The 16771-nt window shown below is 53.5% G+C and carries 18 protein-coding genes and 1 tRNA gene; 12 read left to right on the top strand and 7 right to left on the bottom strand.

Annotated features, from left to right (window positions below):
* The first annotated feature begins 288 nt into the window (after positions 1-288).
* The 8 genes from AC2FJB_RS19975 to AC2FJB_RS20010 all read left to right on the top strand — a co-directional run bounded on the left by AC2FJB_RS19975 (position 289) and on the right by AC2FJB_RS20010 (position 6242).
* Positions 289-1512: a tyrosine-type recombinase/integrase gene (locus tag AC2FJB_RS19975; protein ID WP_496720861.1), complete on the top strand. Its 1224-nt coding sequence runs from the start codon at positions 289-291 to the stop codon at positions 1510-1512.
* A gap of 221 nt (positions 1513-1733) precedes the next feature.
* On the top strand, positions 1734-2009 hold the full coding sequence (locus AC2FJB_RS19980; protein WP_496720863.1) for a hypothetical protein: 276 nt from the start codon (positions 1734-1736) through the stop codon (positions 2007-2009).
* A 280-nt stretch (positions 2010-2289) separates the two neighbouring features.
* On the top strand, positions 2290-2664 hold the full coding sequence (locus tag AC2FJB_RS19985) for a hypothetical protein (protein WP_496720865.1): 375 nt from the start codon (positions 2290-2292) through the stop codon (positions 2662-2664).
* Positions 2661-2825: a hypothetical protein gene (locus AC2FJB_RS19990; RefSeq protein ID WP_496720867.1), complete on the top strand. Its 165-nt coding sequence runs from the start codon at positions 2661-2663 to the stop codon at positions 2823-2825. Before AC2FJB_RS19985 ends, AC2FJB_RS19990 begins: the two co-directional genes overlap by 4 nt.
* Positions 2822-3652 (top strand): DUF7146 domain-containing protein, encoded by an 831-nt coding sequence (locus AC2FJB_RS19995; protein ID WP_496720869.1) that lies wholly within the window; start codon positions 2822-2824, stop codon positions 3650-3652. Before AC2FJB_RS19990 ends, AC2FJB_RS19995 begins: the two co-directional genes overlap by 4 nt.
* Positions 3653-3676: 24 nt before the next feature.
* Positions 3677-5170, top strand: coding sequence for a YfjI family protein (locus tag AC2FJB_RS20000; RefSeq protein ID WP_496720871.1), 1494 nt, complete (start codon positions 3677-3679; stop codon positions 5168-5170).
* Positions 5171-5173: 3 nt separating this feature from the next.
* A complete protein-coding gene (locus tag AC2FJB_RS20005) occupies positions 5174-5662 on the top strand; it encodes a hypothetical protein (RefSeq protein WP_496720873.1) in 489 nt (162 codons plus the stop codon).
* Positions 5652-6242, top strand: a complete 591-nt coding sequence (locus tag AC2FJB_RS20010; protein ID WP_496720875.1) for a hypothetical protein — start codon at positions 5652-5654, stop codon at positions 6240-6242. The genes AC2FJB_RS20005 and AC2FJB_RS20010 overlap by 11 nt, the downstream gene beginning before the upstream one ends.
* Before the next feature lie 291 nt (positions 6243-6533).
* On the opposite strand, the gene AC2FJB_RS20015 is transcribed toward AC2FJB_RS20010, so the two are convergent.
* Together AC2FJB_RS20015 and AC2FJB_RS20020 are read right to left on the bottom strand one after the other, a co-directional pair.
* Entirely contained in the window at positions 6534-7652 is a 1119-nt protein-coding gene (locus AC2FJB_RS20015) for a hypothetical protein (protein ID WP_496720877.1), read from the bottom strand.
* A gap of 70 nt (positions 7653-7722) precedes the next feature.
* Entirely contained in the window at positions 7723-7977 is a 255-nt protein-coding gene (locus AC2FJB_RS20020; RefSeq protein ID WP_496720879.1) for a hypothetical protein, read from the bottom strand.
* 897 nt (positions 7978-8874) lie between these two features.
* Between AC2FJB_RS20020 and AC2FJB_RS20025 the strand changes: the two genes are divergently transcribed.
* The gene (locus tag AC2FJB_RS20025; protein ID WP_496720829.1) at positions 8875-9549 is read left to right on the top strand and encodes an SOS response-associated peptidase; all 675 of its coding nucleotides are present in this window, start codon (positions 8875-8877) and stop codon (positions 9547-9549) included.
* 85 nt (positions 9550-9634) lie between these two features.
* On the opposite strand, the gene AC2FJB_RS20030 is transcribed toward AC2FJB_RS20025, so the two are convergent.
* From AC2FJB_RS20030 to radC, 3 genes are all read right to left on the bottom strand, one after another.
* Positions 9635-10909: a hypothetical protein gene (locus AC2FJB_RS20030; RefSeq protein WP_496720827.1), complete on the bottom strand. Its 1275-nt coding sequence runs from the start codon at positions 10907-10909 to the stop codon at positions 9635-9637.
* 165 nt (positions 10910-11074) lie between these two features.
* Complete coding sequence (locus tag AC2FJB_RS20035) at positions 11075-11470, bottom strand: thermonuclease family protein (protein ID WP_496720825.1); 396 nt, start codon at positions 11468-11470, stop codon at positions 11075-11077.
* A gap of 49 nt (positions 11471-11519) precedes the next feature.
* A complete protein-coding gene (gene radC, locus AC2FJB_RS20040) occupies positions 11520-12332 on the bottom strand; it encodes a RadC family protein (RefSeq protein ID WP_496720835.1) in 813 nt (270 codons plus the stop codon).
* Positions 12333-12380: 48 nt separating this feature from the next.
* Between radC and AC2FJB_RS20045 the strand changes: the two genes are divergently transcribed.
* Both AC2FJB_RS20045 and AC2FJB_RS20050 read left to right on the top strand, forming a co-directional pair.
* Positions 12381-12881, top strand: a complete 501-nt coding sequence (locus AC2FJB_RS20045) for a hypothetical protein (protein WP_496720823.1) — start codon at positions 12381-12383, stop codon at positions 12879-12881.
* A gap of 183 nt (positions 12882-13064) precedes the next feature.
* Complete coding sequence (locus AC2FJB_RS20050; protein ID WP_496720821.1) at positions 13065-13286, top strand: HGGxSTG domain-containing protein; 222 nt, start codon at positions 13065-13067, stop codon at positions 13284-13286.
* Positions 13287-14564: 1278 nt separating this feature from the next.
* Here AC2FJB_RS20050 and AC2FJB_RS20055 read toward each other — a convergent pair.
* Positions 14565-14651: transfer RNA gene (locus AC2FJB_RS20055), tRNA-Leu, on the bottom strand.
* A 201-nt stretch (positions 14652-14852) separates the two neighbouring features.
* On the opposite strand from AC2FJB_RS20055, the gene AC2FJB_RS20060 reads away from it, so the two are divergent.
* Positions 14853-15836 carry a complex I NDUFA9 subunit family protein gene (locus tag AC2FJB_RS20060; protein ID WP_496720819.1) on the top strand — a complete coding sequence of 328 codons (984 nt, stop codon included), beginning with the start codon at positions 14853-14855 and terminating at the stop codon, positions 15834-15836.
* Here the strand turns inward: AC2FJB_RS20060 and AC2FJB_RS20065 are convergent, their stop codons facing one another.
* A complete protein-coding gene (locus AC2FJB_RS20065; protein ID WP_117871152.1) occupies positions 15837-16640 on the bottom strand; it encodes an undecaprenyl-diphosphate phosphatase in 804 nt (267 codons plus the stop codon). It lies immediately after the preceding gene.
* Positions 16641-16771: the final 131 nt, after the last annotated feature.

A 16771-nucleotide genomic window follows, 5' to 3' on the forward strand; every position in this document is an offset into this window, starting at 1 on the left:
ATTGCGAGAACCATGGTCGCATAGGTGGTCCATGAGGTGGACAGAAACATCACTTCTGCTCTCAACAAATTGGTTTTTAATATATTTTTCGGATGATTTGGTGCCCAGGAGAGGCACTGAACACAGTAGTCTTTGCGCCTCACAATGCGTCAGGGTGAGTAATTTTATATTTAGAAACAAGCAAGTTAGCCACTTTAGCCGTCTACATGTCTCAAAATGCGTCTTGATACCGCAGAGAAAACGGGGGATAAAACAGGGGATACACGAAGCACTATCCCCGAGGAACACATGGCAGGACCCCTCTATAAGCTAAGTGCCGCAAAGGTCCGCACTGCCGGACCCGGAAAGCATAGTGACGGCGGTGGCTTGTATCTGTATCGGCTGGCCTCGGGTGACCAGTGGGTGTTTCGCTTCACCATCTCGGGCAAGCGCAAGGAAATGGGCTTAGGCGGGTTTCCCGGCGTGTCTCTGGCGCAGGCCCGAGAAATGGCAGACGCCTATCGTGGTATCGTCAAGCGCGGCGGTAATCCAATTGAGGTGCGCAACGCTGAGAAGGCACAGGCGGTGGCGGACCAGGTAGCCAACGATCCCAAAGCCCGCGAAAAGCGATTGCTTAAGAACATCGCGCCAGAAGCCTTTGAGGCCCGCAAGGCACAGTTGAAAAGTGACGGTGAGGCAGGGCGCTGGTACAGCCCGATTAAGACGCACATACTCCCCGCGCTGGGTGAAAAGCCGGTTGAGGATATAACCGGCACCGTCATAGCCGATGCTTTGCGTCCAATTTGGCACACCAAAACAGACGTTGCTAGGAAAGCAATAACCCGGCTCAAAGCCTGCCTTAGTTATGCCAGCGCTCAGAAGTATGAGATTGACCGCCATGCGATTGAGGACGCTCGTGAGCTGTTGGGTAAGCAGGTTCACAAGGCTGAGAATATCCCGTCGATGAATTGGCAAGACGTCCCAGCCTTCTATCAAAGTCTGGAGGGTGGTGGCGCTGTTCAGCTCGCATTGCAACTACTGATCCTGACTGGGCTGCGGTCTAGGCCGATCCGATTTGCACATGTGGATCAGATAAGGGGCAACATCTGGACCGTGCCCGCAGAGCTGGTGAAGGGTCCGCGCGGTAAGACAGATGAATTCCGGGCTCCCCTTTCGAAAGAGGCACTACGGATCTTGGATAGAGCTGAGGAATTTGCCCGCGATGGGTTTCTGTTCCCTGGCGCTCGCAAGGGTGTCATCAGCGACGCCAGCATGTCGCGCTATATGGAGCGGTTAGGACTAAGCGCTCGCCCTCATGGGTTTCGTGCCAGCTTCAGAACTTGGGCCGACGAAGCAACCAGCACGGATTATGAAATCAAGGAGACTGCGATAGGCCATAAGGTCGGTTCTACCGTTTCACGAGCTTATCTACGGTCCGATTACTTCGATGAGCGCCTTTTACTGGCCGAACGCTGGGCTGCACACGTCACTGGAAAAGAGGCTGATGTGATTCCGATTTGGGGTGTGAAATGACAGGCTACAGGGGAAAATCCACACTCCGCAAAGTTCCCTGTGGATAACCGAGCTCCTAGGTATTGTGCTGAGTGGGTGGCGACTCTACCATGGGTGTCGTGCTCAGCACGGGTCATGATGACTTATGAGCCTTTAGGGGCAGAGGACGCGCCTTAGTTTTTGGAAGGACCAGGCGCGCCTCTGCTGAAACCGTAACCAACTAGCAGAAGGCACGGATTAGAATGCATACGGAAAAGAACAAGGCAAACGCCCAGCTTCAAAAAGGGTTAGCTGTGTTCTTCTCCCAAGTGCTAGCAACGAATGTCATTCGTCACATTACGCATTATATGATGGTCAGTCGCGACAAACGCAATAGTAATATTTGGCACATGGCGAAAGCGCTGAATGCTGTTTGCGCAGAGGCTGACTATAAAGCTAGCAATAAGTTCTATTCCAACCTTCTGCCAACCATGGGGTATCTCACATGGCAGAATCGAGCGCTAGACCTGCAAATCTGATCCGACTTACAGACGCTATAAAGCGTTACTCGTTGAGTCGGTCCACATTCGACCGCGCAGTCAAAAAGGGTGCCATTACAAAGCACACTGTAGGCCGCGCAGCGTTTGTGGACACGCATCAGATTGATGCTTGGATCATGGGTGAAAGCCAGAGCGTATAACGAAAACCCGCGCCAATGGGGCAAACATTGGACACGGGCGAATTCGTTATATTTCGTAACGGCTTGGTATGCGCCCAGTGTACAATGTTCGACCCCTTCGCGCAAGCGGAGTAGAACACATGACTGCAGTAAGAGGCAGCGAATTTAAGAGAATCCGTCCGGGATCGGGCACTCTCTGGGTTACGGGCTGGCATTGCCTGAAATCCGAAACCGCAATCACTGAATTCCTTGTCGAGAGTGACGGCGTTGACCCACGCAAGATTTCTGTTGGCAAGAACAAGAGGCGCATTCTGGACGCACTGATTAACGCTCCGATGTACTGTGCATCGCCCGTCAGGCTATCGCATTACATCATGTTGCTGCGCGAGGAACAGGGGCTCAATATTGAAACCGAATGGTTCAGAAGCGACCCCCGAACCGGGCGTGAGCGCTACGGCATTTATGTTTTGAAAGACAAGGTGACCTGGATCGACCAGAAAGGGGGCCAGTCATGAAGCCCCTTATCTACCCCATCCCGAACTTTGATCCGATACGCGTCTCTGGGGCGCAACGCGCACCTGACAACCGCAACGTTCCACCGCACACGGTCCTGCGGGAGTTTCCTATCCTGGCGGCGCACTGGTTCGGCGTTGACCTGAAAGGGGGCGCGTCATGAACGCAGCGGACATGACATACAAACTAGGTGGTGTCTGGCGCAATGGGCGGGGGTCTGCCCCCTGTCCTGTTTGTCAGCAGGAACGCCGGAAAGACCAGAGCGCGCTTTCAATCTCGGAATCCGGGGGCAAACTGTTGCTGTACTGCTTTAAGAGCGGTTGCAGCTTCAGGAGCATTGCCGACGCGGCCAACGTTCCGGCTTGTTCGGCGCAAGTTGACCCCGAAGCACAGCGTGAAGCTGACCGGAAGCGCAAGGAATACGAGGCTCAGAAACTCAATCAGGCGTATGGAATCTGGGACGCTTCTCGCCCTATCCAGCGCACCAAGGCTGAGTCCTATTTGAGGGACCGGGGCATTACCTGCCCCCTACCCCCTTCTCTGCGTTTCGCGCCGGATATCTTTCATGGTCCGTCAACGTCCTGGTGCATGGCCATGGTTGCCAATGTCTCAACGGGCGGCATTCACCGGACATTCTTCGACAAGAAAGGCAACCGGCTGACGAAGAACGCCAAGATGATGCTAGGGCCATGCTCTGGCGGCGCCGTGGTGTTGTCAGAGGCCGTAGGAGCGTTGGTCGTCTGCGAGGGAATTGAGACAGGTTTATCCCTGCTTTCAGGCATGCTCAGCGGGCCTGCGACTGTCTGGGCTACGCTTAGCACCTCTGGGATGAAAGCTTTGCGCCTGCCAAGTGAACCAGGGTCACTGATTGTCGCAACAGATGGAGACACAGCCGGAGTAGAAGCCGGGAACGCGCTTGCGTCTCGGGCGCATTGCCTTTGGCTGGGATGTATCGACCATGCCCGCACCAGATGGGCAGGATTGGAATGACGTCCTGAAAGACGGAGCAGTGAAATGAACGGAGCACAGGCAGTACCATTTGAACCCGCAACCCAATGGCCGGACCCGGATATGAACATCGGGCAACCAAGTCGGCCTGCCGCGCCGGTTATGTCGTCGGATGATTTCAGTCACGTCTATGGACCTTGGGCAGACTGGATTACCACAGCCGCCGAAGTGAAGGGCACACCAAAGGACTACGTTGCCCTGACGCTCTTGAGCGCCGCCAGCGCGGCCATTGGCAACTCACGTTGGGCAGTGCCGTGGGAAGGTTGGAAAGAGCCCCCGGTTCTTTGGTCGATGTTGGTTGGTGACCCATCCGCAGGCAAAAGCCCTGCGCTGGATAGTGTGCTGGACCCGGTCAAAGAAATTGAACGCAGCTTATCCGAAGACTACAGGCGCGCGCGCGATGAATGGGAGAGTGACAACGAACTCGCGTCATTCGCTCTGGCACAATGGAAGGCGGATGCCAAAACCGCGGTAGCTGATGGTGCCGAGCCTCCTGCAAAGCCAGCAGAGGCAGATGCGGGTAAGCCTCCCGTTCGCGAACGCATCAGTATCACCGACATCACCACGGAAAAGGTTGCCGACCTTCTGTCGTCGACGTGGCGTGGGTTATTGCTGGCGCGTGATGAACTGTCCGGTTGGCTGTCCAGTATGGACCGCTACAACGGCGGTGGTGACCGTCCGTTCTGGCTAGAAGCATATGGCGGTCGCAGTTACACAATTGACCGCAAAAACAGCCCCGAGCCCATCATTGTTGAACACCTGAGTGTTTCGATAGTTGGTGGCACACAGCCCGACCGTCTGTTGGATCTTCTCGTCAAGGCTGACGATGACGGGCTGCTTGCCAGGTTCATGGTCGTGTTCCCTGACCCGGTTCCACTTTCCCGACCTTCACGGTGCATGAGTGACCAGAGCATGATTGACGCAATCAATCGTCTTCGGGGTTTGCAGCACTCTGTTTGCGAAGATGGAGGTAAGCGCCCCTTCTATGTCCATTTCAGCGATGGTGCAGCAGATATCCTGGACAAGTTCCGCGTTCAGTGTCGGTCATGGGAAGCGGATGCTTCAGGATTGTTCAAAAGCCATATCGGAAAAATGCCGGGGCTTGTAGTGCGTGTCGCCAACGTCTTGGCCCACCTCGACTGGGCAGCGACCAACGGGACAGATTGCCCGTCGTTGATTGAGGCGTTCCACGTAGGCCGCGCGTGTGACCTTGTCGGGGATTATCTTAGGCTCCATGCCTTCCGGGCCTATGGAGCAGTTAAGCCTGCACCTGAGGTCGAAGGAGCGCGCGTGATTGCTCGCATCATCCAAGATGAACAACCGACTGGCTTAAAGGTTCGAGACATTCAGCACCGCAACCGCTCCGGCTTGGGCACTGCCAAGCAGGTACAAGCCGCACTTTCGGTTCTGGTCGATGCGGACTGGCTTCAGGAAATCAAAATCGAAACCGGGGGCCGTCCGTCCGTGGTCTATGCCGTCAATCCGAAGTTGGGAGGTTGAATTATGGGGCGTTGGTCTGAGCTGGCACGTAAGTACGACACTGAACCTGTTACCCCTACCGACAACCGGCCAAAACCGGCAGAAAGGGTTCACAGTGCTGAAAACAATGGCTTTGGCGCGCCGGAGCCGAACCGGCAAGAACCGGCAGAAAGCCTGCGGATAAACCAAACGGTGGACTTTCTGCCACTTTCTGCCGCAACGAACGCAGAAGACGAAACCCCTGCAAATAAGGCAGTTCAGACCTTTCTGCCGGTTTCTGCCATGTGTCGGCAGGAAGATAACGGAAAGGACAATGAACCCCCTCAACAGCAGCCCCCAGAACGCAGCCCAACGCCCAACAATGTCGGCCTTGGCGGCAGGCCAGTTACTTGGACCGGCAAGGTAGTCAGTCTGGATGAATGGCGGCGTCTGACGGATTGGAAACGCCATGGGCCGAATGGCAGGCTGTGGAATGGGGAAACAAGACAATGGGAAATGGCACATGAACAGTGATGACAGCCGCAACAAAGAGGACAGAGCAATGACTGACAACACCAAAGGCGACATCACCCCCAAGAAAAGCGAGCCAAGCAAAACTGGGGTCAAATTCGAAGGCAGCAACAAAGAAGGTAACATTGTCGAGCTAACCAAGCACGACGGGCTAAGGGAAGTGTTCGGAACAGACTGCGATGAACTGGCCAGTGCCTTGATGGCTCACTGCCTAAAAGCACTGAACAACGCGGAATCTGGTAGCGCAGGTGAAGTAAACGATGAGCGGGCATTCATGATTTCCATCATCCACGACATTGCGCCACGAGATGCCGTTGAGAGAATGCTGGCTGTCCAGATGGCAGCCACGCATGTTGCAACAATTCGGTCGGCCCGGTGGCTTGGTGCCACGGCGACAATCCCTCAAGCCCAACTCCACTACACGGGATTCAACAAACTCTCGCGTACATTCGCCGCCCAGGTTGAGACGCTTCGGAAGCACCGAAACGGCGGGAAACAGACGGTAACTGTTCAGCACGTGAACGTCGAAGACGGCGGACAAGCAATCGTTGGTAACGTTGAGACGGGGGGAGGCAAAAAATGAAACATGCCTCCAACCCCATGCACAAGGCTCACGCAGCGCCTCGTTGCAATGCAACGTCAAAACGCAGTGGTCTTCCTTGCAAAAGCCCAGCGGTAAAAGGCTGGACGGTTTGCCGGATGCATGGCGCTGGCGGTGGTCACGGTCCTGGCAAGGCCAACCCCGCCTACAAGCACGGTATGCGCACCAGAGAGGCTCAGGAGATGAGGAAAGAGATCAACGAGCATGTGCGTCTGGCTCGCGAACTGGAACAACTGTTAGATAGCAGTGGTCAACGGTAACAACAGAGATGGGTCACGGAGCAGGCTGTGCAAAAACAGCTTCGGCTATATTGGGGTCGACAACCACAACGTCGACATTGGCGACCTCGTCAAACATCTCTGTGTGCAGGGTTGAACCCAAAACATTCTGCATCTTTGCCTTGTAACCGTTGATGGCGGCATTCAAAACATCGGCGTATTCTTTGGGGCCGAGATTGCCGGCCTCAAGCTCATTATATGCATCCAAAAGGTCACGGCGCACTTGCAAAACAAGCTCTTGATTGGAGTCGATATGCATCTGCATGAGGTCTGGATGCTCGTTCTTCGATACCAAAAATTCAGTTTCTTCAGAGCATCTAGGATATTTTTTCGTGAGGCATCCATTGCATATGCTGCGCCATTTCTCAGCCCCTTTCCCATCTTTAGCCAGTAAGCCCAACCTGCCATAAAGAGTGTGAGTCAAGTAGGCCCAGCCTTTAGATTTGTAGCCCTTTGCGTCGTTTACCTCGAGCCCAGCTGTACACATAATTCTGTTGGTTGCTTGATGACAGACGCCGTCAAGGCCGTATCGAATTCCCGCTAGGCCCTTTGTCACTGGATCAGTTCGCATTTGCGAAAGACAATCGCATTCGGGTTGAAAAGCCATCCCATGACCAATAGAGCGCTGGTTTTCATCGTGGTCGCCCCCGCATGGCCAAAGGTAGTTTCGCTTTCCGGCGTCATTGTATCCCGCAGCATAAGTATGGTCGGCATTTGATTTTATGGGATCAATGAATGCGCCTTGCGCAAACATCTCGACCTTGCGTTTTTTGTAGGGTCCAAAAATATCGAACTCATCATGCCACAGCCTCTGGCGTTTGTTTTTTACCGGGTGATACACTTCTGCGGCGACGTATCTTGGCCTTGCCGGATCGATACTTATCCGAACCACAACTTCGTGATTAAGAAGCGTCCATTTGTGGCTGTCTTCACTTGTCCAACGTCCCTTGGCGGGATCAAGACTAACGCGATACGTATACGGCTTACAGCCGGTCACTTTCGTGGGTATTTCAATGCTAGCCTTGGGAAATTCTACATTAACTTTGCCATGAAACGTGACTTTAAATCCAGGAGCGACGCCGAGTTCTTGCTTTGGGATTTTGTAAACTGCCATGAAACCGTCCTTTCAAATCAATATCTGAAGAGCGTACTCTCATAGCGCAAATTCGTCTGTGACCTTTTCCCTAAGGCTTCGTGTCCTTACCCATGAAGCCCAAAGCGCCTTCATTGTTCAGAATCTCAATCACAGTATCCAAGGCTTCCTGATCCGAAACAAACTTGTCGTCCCAGACATAGCTGGCATCTTCGCAGTCCACCGCTTCCAACGTCCACTGGTTTTGGTTGTCCAGACGATAGATTTCGATTTCAAACCGATACCCATCAACAAGCACGGACTTGCACTTGTCTGACATTACTAATTTAGGTTCATCGATATTCATTGGTGCTCTGTACCCGCGTTCTTATTCAGTCACTCTGATATCAAGACAGCCGGTGTTTTTTGCCAGAAAAACATGTCGGGGTTGCGACGCGCCGAACTCGTACCCCCTCATTGAAATCGCTAAACCCCATCATGACGCGCCGCATATAAGTGATATGGGAGCGAAGTGTTCTGATTGCGACCGTTCGATGAAGATTACGAAAGCGCAATGACATTTGAAAAACGCGGTTCTTGCTTCGGTCTGTTTTACGAAAAACTCGTGGGGTGGCACACCGTACTAGGTAACCCCCTCAAATCCAGTCAGAAAAACCAGAAAGTGCTAAAATAAAAGCATGCCACCCACGTCAAGAGGATCGCATTGTGGCAAAGTTGTGTCCATAGCTCGTTCGGCAACTGACTGTTTACCCTCCGGAAACGAACCTTTTTGACAGAAACAGCGCCGTTACGGGAATCCCCCAATTTCGGGCTTCGCTCATATTGAGTAGTTTGGGATCAGAATAACCACTTACCCCCTCGTGACGAAGATAGAGGCTGGCCTCGACCCCCTCAGCCAGCCTCTATAAATGTTCCGGCCATCCAGGCAGATTTCTTGGAGCAGGGACGTCATTCTGAACTAACCAATCACGCATTGCTGCCCAGTGGTCCTGTGGTCCAGCTGTATAGCGCCGTGAATGTAAGTCGGCTATCTGCCGTTCAAGAGAAGGCCACCAGTGCAACTTGATCCTTAGGCGATGGGATTTGGCCCAGGTGCGCAATGCCGCCTGCCAGTCATCAACTCGCCGGGATTCAAGTTCTTTGTGGAGGTCAAAGGGGATTCGATTAGGCCAATCCGACATGGAGAACAGATAGCGAACCTTTGGAGCTTGTCCAATCGGGTTTTGAAGCTTACCGTCGTCTCATGTGCAACCTGTACTCTAACACGATCCCTGCCGAAGCGATGCGTCAACTATTCGATGTAGCTGCGGAACGCGACAAGCTTGGGAATGCTGAGCCATTGTCCGCAATTTTTCCGAAACATATGGGGCCGGTCGTAAGGATGACGGAGGATGGAAAGCGGGAATTCGTACCGCTTAGTTGGGGGTTTCGCACAACCAAGAAGTCGACAAAGACAGGGGCGATTATCCAGCCTGCAGCGTGGAACAACGCGCGAGATGACAAGGTACGCTCAAGCGGGCTGTGGAAAGGAAGCTTCGAGCATCGGCGTTGCCTCGTGCCTGCCAGTTCGTTCTGCGAGGCCAAGGGCCGCAATCCCGCAACCTACTATTGGTTTGCTCTCAAAGGCGATGAAGGCCGCCCGCCTTTCGCGTTTGCCGGATTGTGGCAAACATCGTGCTACCAGGGCAAAGAGGGGCAGGAGGAAGTCGCAACTTACACCGTCATCACGACGACAGCGAATGAAATTGTGAAACCGGTACACCCGCAAAGAATGCCGGTGATCCTGAAGCCAGACGACTACGAGCAATGGATGACGGGAAATCCTGCAGAGGCATTTGAACTACTTCAACCCTACAATGCAGACGACATGCAAATTGTTCGCAGCGGAAAGAGTGAGAAGTCAGATCCATTGACCTGATCGTTTTACCTTTTGAGTTTTGTATTCGTCGGATTTGAGCCCAAACTTACAATGTGAAATCGCCGTCAAACTAACTGAATTCAAACTACTCATCATTTCCTGTGCTGGATCTGGTCAGCAGGCGTTCTCGGATAGCCCGCCACGAGTCTGGGACAAGAAACGCTGTTCCGTTGGGGGTTAAATTATAGATCCGATACATCAGAGCTCTGGGATTCGTCACAGATTTTCGAGCGACAATATCGAATGCAGCTGGTTCATTTAGCGACACACCTTCGTCACCAACATGAGGAACAGTCAAGAAGTTGTGCGCGATTTCGTGGGAAACCAACGTGCCGAAAGAGTCGTCCATAGGAGGACTCACATTCAGTGTAACGCCAGCGATGCTCCCGTTCGGTCCAGACTGGGCACTTCCCCCGAGTGGCATTTCGCCGGGTTGCTGGGTACGTATTGTCAGGACGTGCTCAGCTCGATCAGGCCTGCCAGCATCGGATTGCTCTTGATTAAATGCTGCGAGTCGCTGCGCTACAGGAGTGCGGTCAGGCCACGCGAAGTTAAGCGGTATTGGCTCAATCCGGAAGCGTAACCCTGCTTCCTGATCCCCATCGAGAGGAGCCACACCCGAGCGGATAGGGAAAACACGAGACAAGTCTGCCAATGCCTTAAAAAGGGTTTCCCATTTCTCTGCGGGAAAGGGAAATATCTCAACCACAATAAGAATTCGCAGGTCCTTCGTTGGATGAAACTGCTGTTGCCCAAGGTGCTTTTCGCCGACGAGAGTGCCACCACGGTACAACCGTGCAATGAAATTATGCCGTCCGGGCTTCGAGATGTCCTGGCCTCGGACATAAAAGTTTATATTGTCATCTTCAGCGAAACTTTTAGTGTCGTTTGAAAAAACACCATCACCAATATCGCCGGGAACAACTGTGGTCCCCGAAGGGCCTGAAATCTCGACTTCGGCATAATCGACTCGGGCCGGATTGAATGGCAGTGAATGGATTGGAAGTAAATCCGGATCAAATCCGAGGGCTTTCGAAGAATACTCAGAGTCTTCTTCACCCAGCAGTTCCGATGCCATAGTTACTACAGGTGGGCGGCGACCAACAAACAATCGAACCAGAGTATCTTTACCTGCGACAAGCTGGTAGCCAGGAATACCCTGAGAGACTTCAGAACCGAAATCTGACATGTCCGATGGAACTTGCGGCAATGGAGGCCCGTTCTCTTCACAAGCTTTCAGTGCCTGCCGTCTCCGTTGAAGCAGCGAAAGCGACTGCTTTCGAAATCGAATAAACGCTGACTTTTGGATTGGGTCAACAGTGCTTTGAATCTGGATGTCGAGCACTTCGATGCTCTGCACTAACGTCTCAATTTCGTCGCGGATACTTTGACAATGCGCAGACATACAGCAACCTGTAGATAGGAGTTTTAAGAAAAACTTGGTTAAATTCTAACTCTAGCACAGAATCCAAAAAAAATCGACGTTGCGAGGCAGATCCGCAGGGCGAAATTTGCCTAACAGGTATCACCTGCAATAACCGGCCCTTCTCAGCCGTGATTTGGCCGCTGCTGTCTCTAAGTGCCTGTATCGGCCACCCGAGTACCTCCGGCAGTCTAAAGCATGGCCTGCGGCGATTACAGCGGCCCCGATATCTTGGCCATCCGCATAGCAGACACCTACCCAGCGGTCATAAGTGCGCTCACCGTTCAAATCGCAGGATATCGACTTACCGCGCAGATAGTTCACCATCCAGCGCTTTGCGTTCCGACCAGACTGTGTGCCTAGTTCTGGAGCGTCTACACCGTTCAATCGCACAGGCGTTCCATCAACGACGATTGTATCAGCGTCTCGCACGTGCAGGCTGGCCGCGCTTGCGGAAGTTGCGAGGAAAAATGCTACAGCGGGCAAAATGGTATTCATTCTGACATTGGTTCCGTATCAATCGCGTTTCGCAAACTCTATTTACAGACTAAAACTTGAGTAGCAAACCACTTGAACCGAAAGAAAACTCTTCCTTTTTACCTATAATAACATGGTCATGTACGAGAATGCCCAAGGTGCTACAGGCGTCTTGGACACGTTCAGTCATTGTGATGTCTGATTTGCTCGGCGTCGGATCACCGGACGGATGATTTTGAACAAGGATGATCGAACTGGCATTCAATTCCAGAGCACGTTTGACCACCTCGCGCGGGTAAACCGGCACGTGGTCAACTGTGCCCCGCGCCTGTTCTTCATCGGCAATCAGAACATTCTTTCGGTCGAGATACAGAACGCGGAACTGCTCGATTTCACGATGTGCCATTGCAGTGCGACAGTAGGTCACCAGGTCCTCCCACGATGACATAACGTCCCGCTTCATAACTTGCGCTTGCGCCATTCTGTGCCCGAAGGCTTCAACAACACGAAGATGATAGTAGACCCAATCGTTAGCCCCCTCGACCTGTAGGACGCGATGCTTCGAAGCCGCAATCACACCGTTCAGGTCACCGAATTCCGCCAATAGACGTTTGGCCAGTGGTTTGACGTCGATCCTTGGAATTGCGTTGAACAACAGAAGTTCAAGCAACTCGTATTCGGGCATTGGCTCATGACCGCCTTTTAGGAAGCGCTGCCGCAGGCGTTCGCGGTGACCCCAATAGTGTTGACGCTTTGCACCGTCATCGCCTTTGACCAAGCCGCCCCCCGCTGCGTTCTTTGGCGATAGCCGATCCCGGTAGACGTAGGACGGTGGAGATGCTGGTTCCACAATTGCGTCAGGTGGTGGAATTCGTGCGTCCAGGTCTGCTAGGCCTTCCAGGGAGTCCTCAGAGAAGCCGTTCTGCCCGTCGTGTTTAGCCGCGCCAATATCCAGAAACTACGCCTAGTTCTCGGTGGGCCTCGTGCGGACCGGCTGCTGAATGAACTGGATCGGTCAGCGACGGCGCTGGAATTACGGGCGGCAGTTGCTCAGAACTCCAAAACGGCAATAAGACAGTCCATTCAAGAACAGGTTGCAGAAGAAACCTCTCCCGGCCTGTTGCGCCGAACGGCTGGTAACCTCGGCAATCCTCTTGATGCGGCGCGCGAGGTGTCACAGTCCATTGCCGCGATAGACACTGCCAGCATGTCTGCCCGAGAACGGGGCAAGTTTGTCGAAATCGCAAAGGCACTGACCGGGATCAAGGGAAAAGATGCACAGGCCGCGCTCAAGGCCGTCAGAGGGGCATTGAAAGGGCAACCGCTCAAAGATGTACAATCAGAGCTTATTGGCCGTGTGGTGGCCGGAGCGACCGCTCTTGGATTGTATCAGAGCGCCAAGCAGCCCCTAGCACGCACACCGTCCCGCTGAGACAGGCGATAACAAAGGGGACCATGCCGAACTGATGGTAAATCTGCATGTACCCCCAACCAACTGCGAGGACGGTAATCGGACTACAAAGCAAAATGAGGATAACGGCAATATTCACAAACAATCTACGCATAGAGACAAGATAGGGGCAGGCTGTTTGTCAGTCCAGACAGGAGGCACAACATGACCAGTGAAACCAAGATTTGCGGAGCCAAGACCAAGGGCGGTGTATGCATGGAGACGCCCGTCCCCGGCAAGACCCGCTGCCGCCTGCATGGTGGGCTATCTACGGGCGCAAAGACAGCAGAGGGGCGCAAACGTCAATCAGAGCGTGCCAAGGCTCTTTGGGCTGAGCGCAAGCGCCTATTGGCTATCGCGCGGGAAGTCGAATGCGCGACCGCCTGAGGGGCAATGAAACAGAGTTTCGCGACCAATACGCGCGCGAGGGAGTTAAACCCGAAAGCCCAATGATATCAATGCTTGTTCCCGGAAAAGGTACAGAGAAAGAAAAGGTACAGAGAAAAATGACGGATCGGGATTACTCAACAATCTGGATTGAGGAACTCGACCCGCCCTTTGTGCGCATAGTGTCAACCTCTTATCCCTGGCAGAACGCACATCGGATCTCTCAGCGGGCAAAGGCGCTGGCGCGAAACTACTCCCGAGGCTGGCATTGCGCCTACTGTGGCAATCTCATGCCCGAATGGAAGCGGATCGATGCCAAGTATTGCAAGGAAGGCTGTCGCAAGATGGCAGCTCGGAAACGGCGTGAGCGCAAAATAGGCTAATTTAGGTTACATCTAAAGTAGAGCGAAATAGATAATCCCTTTCCGCGACGCTGGAAAAGGGTAACTCAAATGACCGAAATCAATACGCTTGCCGCTCCTACAAACCCCGCCGCTGCTACTGAGCTGGCAAGCAGTATGCAAAAGATTTCCAATCCGCTGAGTTTCATTTTGTTTGCTACTCCCAGTTTGGCTCGACATAGAGCAATTTAGGTCGCTCGCAAATCGAGTGCAGATTTGGGCGCAGAAAATCGCTGTGCCAGGAGCACGAACCCGCTCAAGTAAAGCGCCTAACATCTTACCCTGTGTTTCCCGAGGACACTTGGAACTTGACCTGTAGCCAAGCTGCATCACCAGAGAGGGCTTTTGCCTTGGCAAGTTACAAAGGAGGCTTCGGCAGGTCTCTGTCCTTCTCTACAAACTCATTGTGAAACAGAGACCGTATCGCTTCTTTCTTCAGTCTGGAGCCACCCCTTTCTTCGTCCAGGCGCAGTTCGCAATCACCATGGTTGAGACGAGCATTACGGTTTTCTTTGGCTTGAACCTTCCGAAAGGCAGTTAGCCATGTGTATGTTCATGAAGAAGACAGGAGCGCGGCAATCTTCATTGTGGTGGCTGTCGCGGTAGTTTGCGTTGCTTTGGCCGCACTCACTGGTAACTGGTAATGTCGATTCCGGCATGAGCAGTTCTTTCCTACAGGCAGGAAATAAAACGGACTTTCTGCCACTTTTTGCCGGTTGTCGGTGAGAGAAAGGGCGTTCACCCTCAGCCCGAGGGCGGGTGCCGAGAACCTGACAATCAGACCGCATTCTATCAGAGAAAAAACAGGGGATAAATCAGGGGATACACGAACCGCCTGCAAATAAGCATCGTGTTTACAGCATATTAACGGGGGATTTGGTGCCCAGGAGAGGACTCGAACCTCCACGTCCATACGGACACTAGCACCTGAAGCTAGCGCGTCTACCAATTCCGCCACCTGGGCAGGTGTCGTGGAGGGGCGTTTAAGCCTAGTGGTGGGAGGCGTCAACCAGATTCGGTGAGATTTTTTGAAGTTTTTTGAATTCGGTTCCCGGCCGGTGTTTTCGGCCCATGATTTTCACGGCCGTCGCGGCGAATTAGCGCCTTGTTTGACTGGCCTGCAGGCGTTAGTTCTAGGGCGCAATTTCTCAGCAGGAGCCCTCTCATGTCAAAACTGGTGACGATTTATGGCGGATCGGGATTTGTCGGTCGCTACATCGCGCGGCGCATGGCGAGTGAGGGTTGGCGTGTCCGGGTGGCGGTGCGACGTCCGAACGAGGCCATGTTCGTGAAACCCTACGGTGCCGTGGGTCAGGTCGAGCCGGTGCTGTGCAATATCCGGGATGATGCCTCGGTGGCGCTGGCGATGCAGAGCGCCGATGCGGTTGTGAACTGCGTGGGCGTACTGAACGAACATGGCAAGAACGGTTTTGATACCGTACAGGCCGAAGGAGCTGAACGCATCGCGCGTTTGGCGGCCGAGCAGGGCATCAAGCGGATGGTTCATATCTCGGCCATCGGTGCAGATGTGAATTCAGCCAGCGCGTATTCTCGGACCAAAGCACATGGTGAAGCGGGCGTTTTGAAGCATATGCCAGACGCCGTGATCCTGCGCCCTTCGGTGATTTTTGGCACGGAAGACCAGTTCTTCAACCGCTTCGCCGGGATGACCCGCATGGGACCGTTCCTGCCTTTGGTCGGGGCCGAAACCAAGTTCCAGCCGGTTTTTGTAGACGATGTGGCGCAGGCTGCCGTCAAAGGTGTTCTGGGACAGGCAGAGCCGGGTATTTACGAACTTGGCGGCCCCGAGGTGAAAACCTTCCGCGCCCTGATGCAGCAAATGCTTGAAGTGATTCACCGTCGCCGCGTCATAATTGGTCTGCCGTTCTTTGCTGCCCGGATTATGGCGAATGTACTGGATATGGTTAAGTTTGTCAGTTTCCAGCTGTTCCCCAACAACATCTTGACCCGCGATCAGCTCAAGAACCTGCGCCATGACAATGTGGTATCCGACTGTGCCAAGTCATTTGCAGATATTGGGATTGAACCGACCACGCTGGAATCGGTTCTGCCGGAATATCTGTGGAAATTTCGCCCCTCGGGTCAGTATGACGACATTCAGAACTCGGCTAAAAACCTGCGTATCTGATCAGCTGTAGGCCATGATCAAAAGTATTACGCCAAGAATGACGCGGTAGATAACGTAGGGTGTGAAGCTGACACTGCGCAAAAGCCGCATCATCAGGCTGAGTGCCAGAAGGGCCGAAAGAAATGCAAACAGCGCCGCAATTGCCCCATCCCGGGCCAGTTGCATATCGGCCTCGCGCACAACATCCAATGCCAGCAGAGTGCCTGACGCCAGAATCGTCGGGATCGACATCAGCATGGCAATACGCGCACCGTCTTCACGGGTGTATCCCAATTGACGCGCACCTGTGATGGTAATCCCGGATCGCGACGTGCCGGGGATCAGCGCAAGAACCTGCCACAGGCCCATGATGAACGCGTCACGTATTCCCCATTCGGCGGTTTCTTTGGTTTCGGGGGCTTTCTGGTCCACCCAATACAGCAACAGACCGAAACCCAGCATTGTCCATCCGATTACTGTGATCGAGCGCATGGCCGCGCTCATCCCCGTCACGTGCAGAATGAGGCCCGCGATCACGGTGGGAACAGTTGCAATGATCAGGCCCAGAGCAAGGCGGGACTGAGGTGTATCAGTCCGTCCGGTCAGGGCGCGCGGAAATCCGGCAACGGCCTGTTTCACATCCGACCAGAAATACAGCACCACGGCACCCAGGGTTCCCACATGCACCGCGACATCAATGGCTTGACCCTGGTCCTGCAACCCCGACAGGTTGGGCAGCAGGATCAGGTGACCAGATGAGGATATGGGCAAAAACTCAGTGATTCCCTGAATGATTGCTACGAGAATCAGGTGAAACAAACTCATCTGCCCTGCCGTGCTGCTGCCACGTGTTTTATGCGGTTTATGGGTATAAGGGCGGTACAGAAAAAGAAAGCACGCATATAGGTCCGATTCGGATCTAAATTTTCTGATTATCTTTTGTTTTTTTAAGAGGC

The sequence above is a fragment of the Ruegeria sp. CDSC085 genome, from assembly GCF_059610465.1.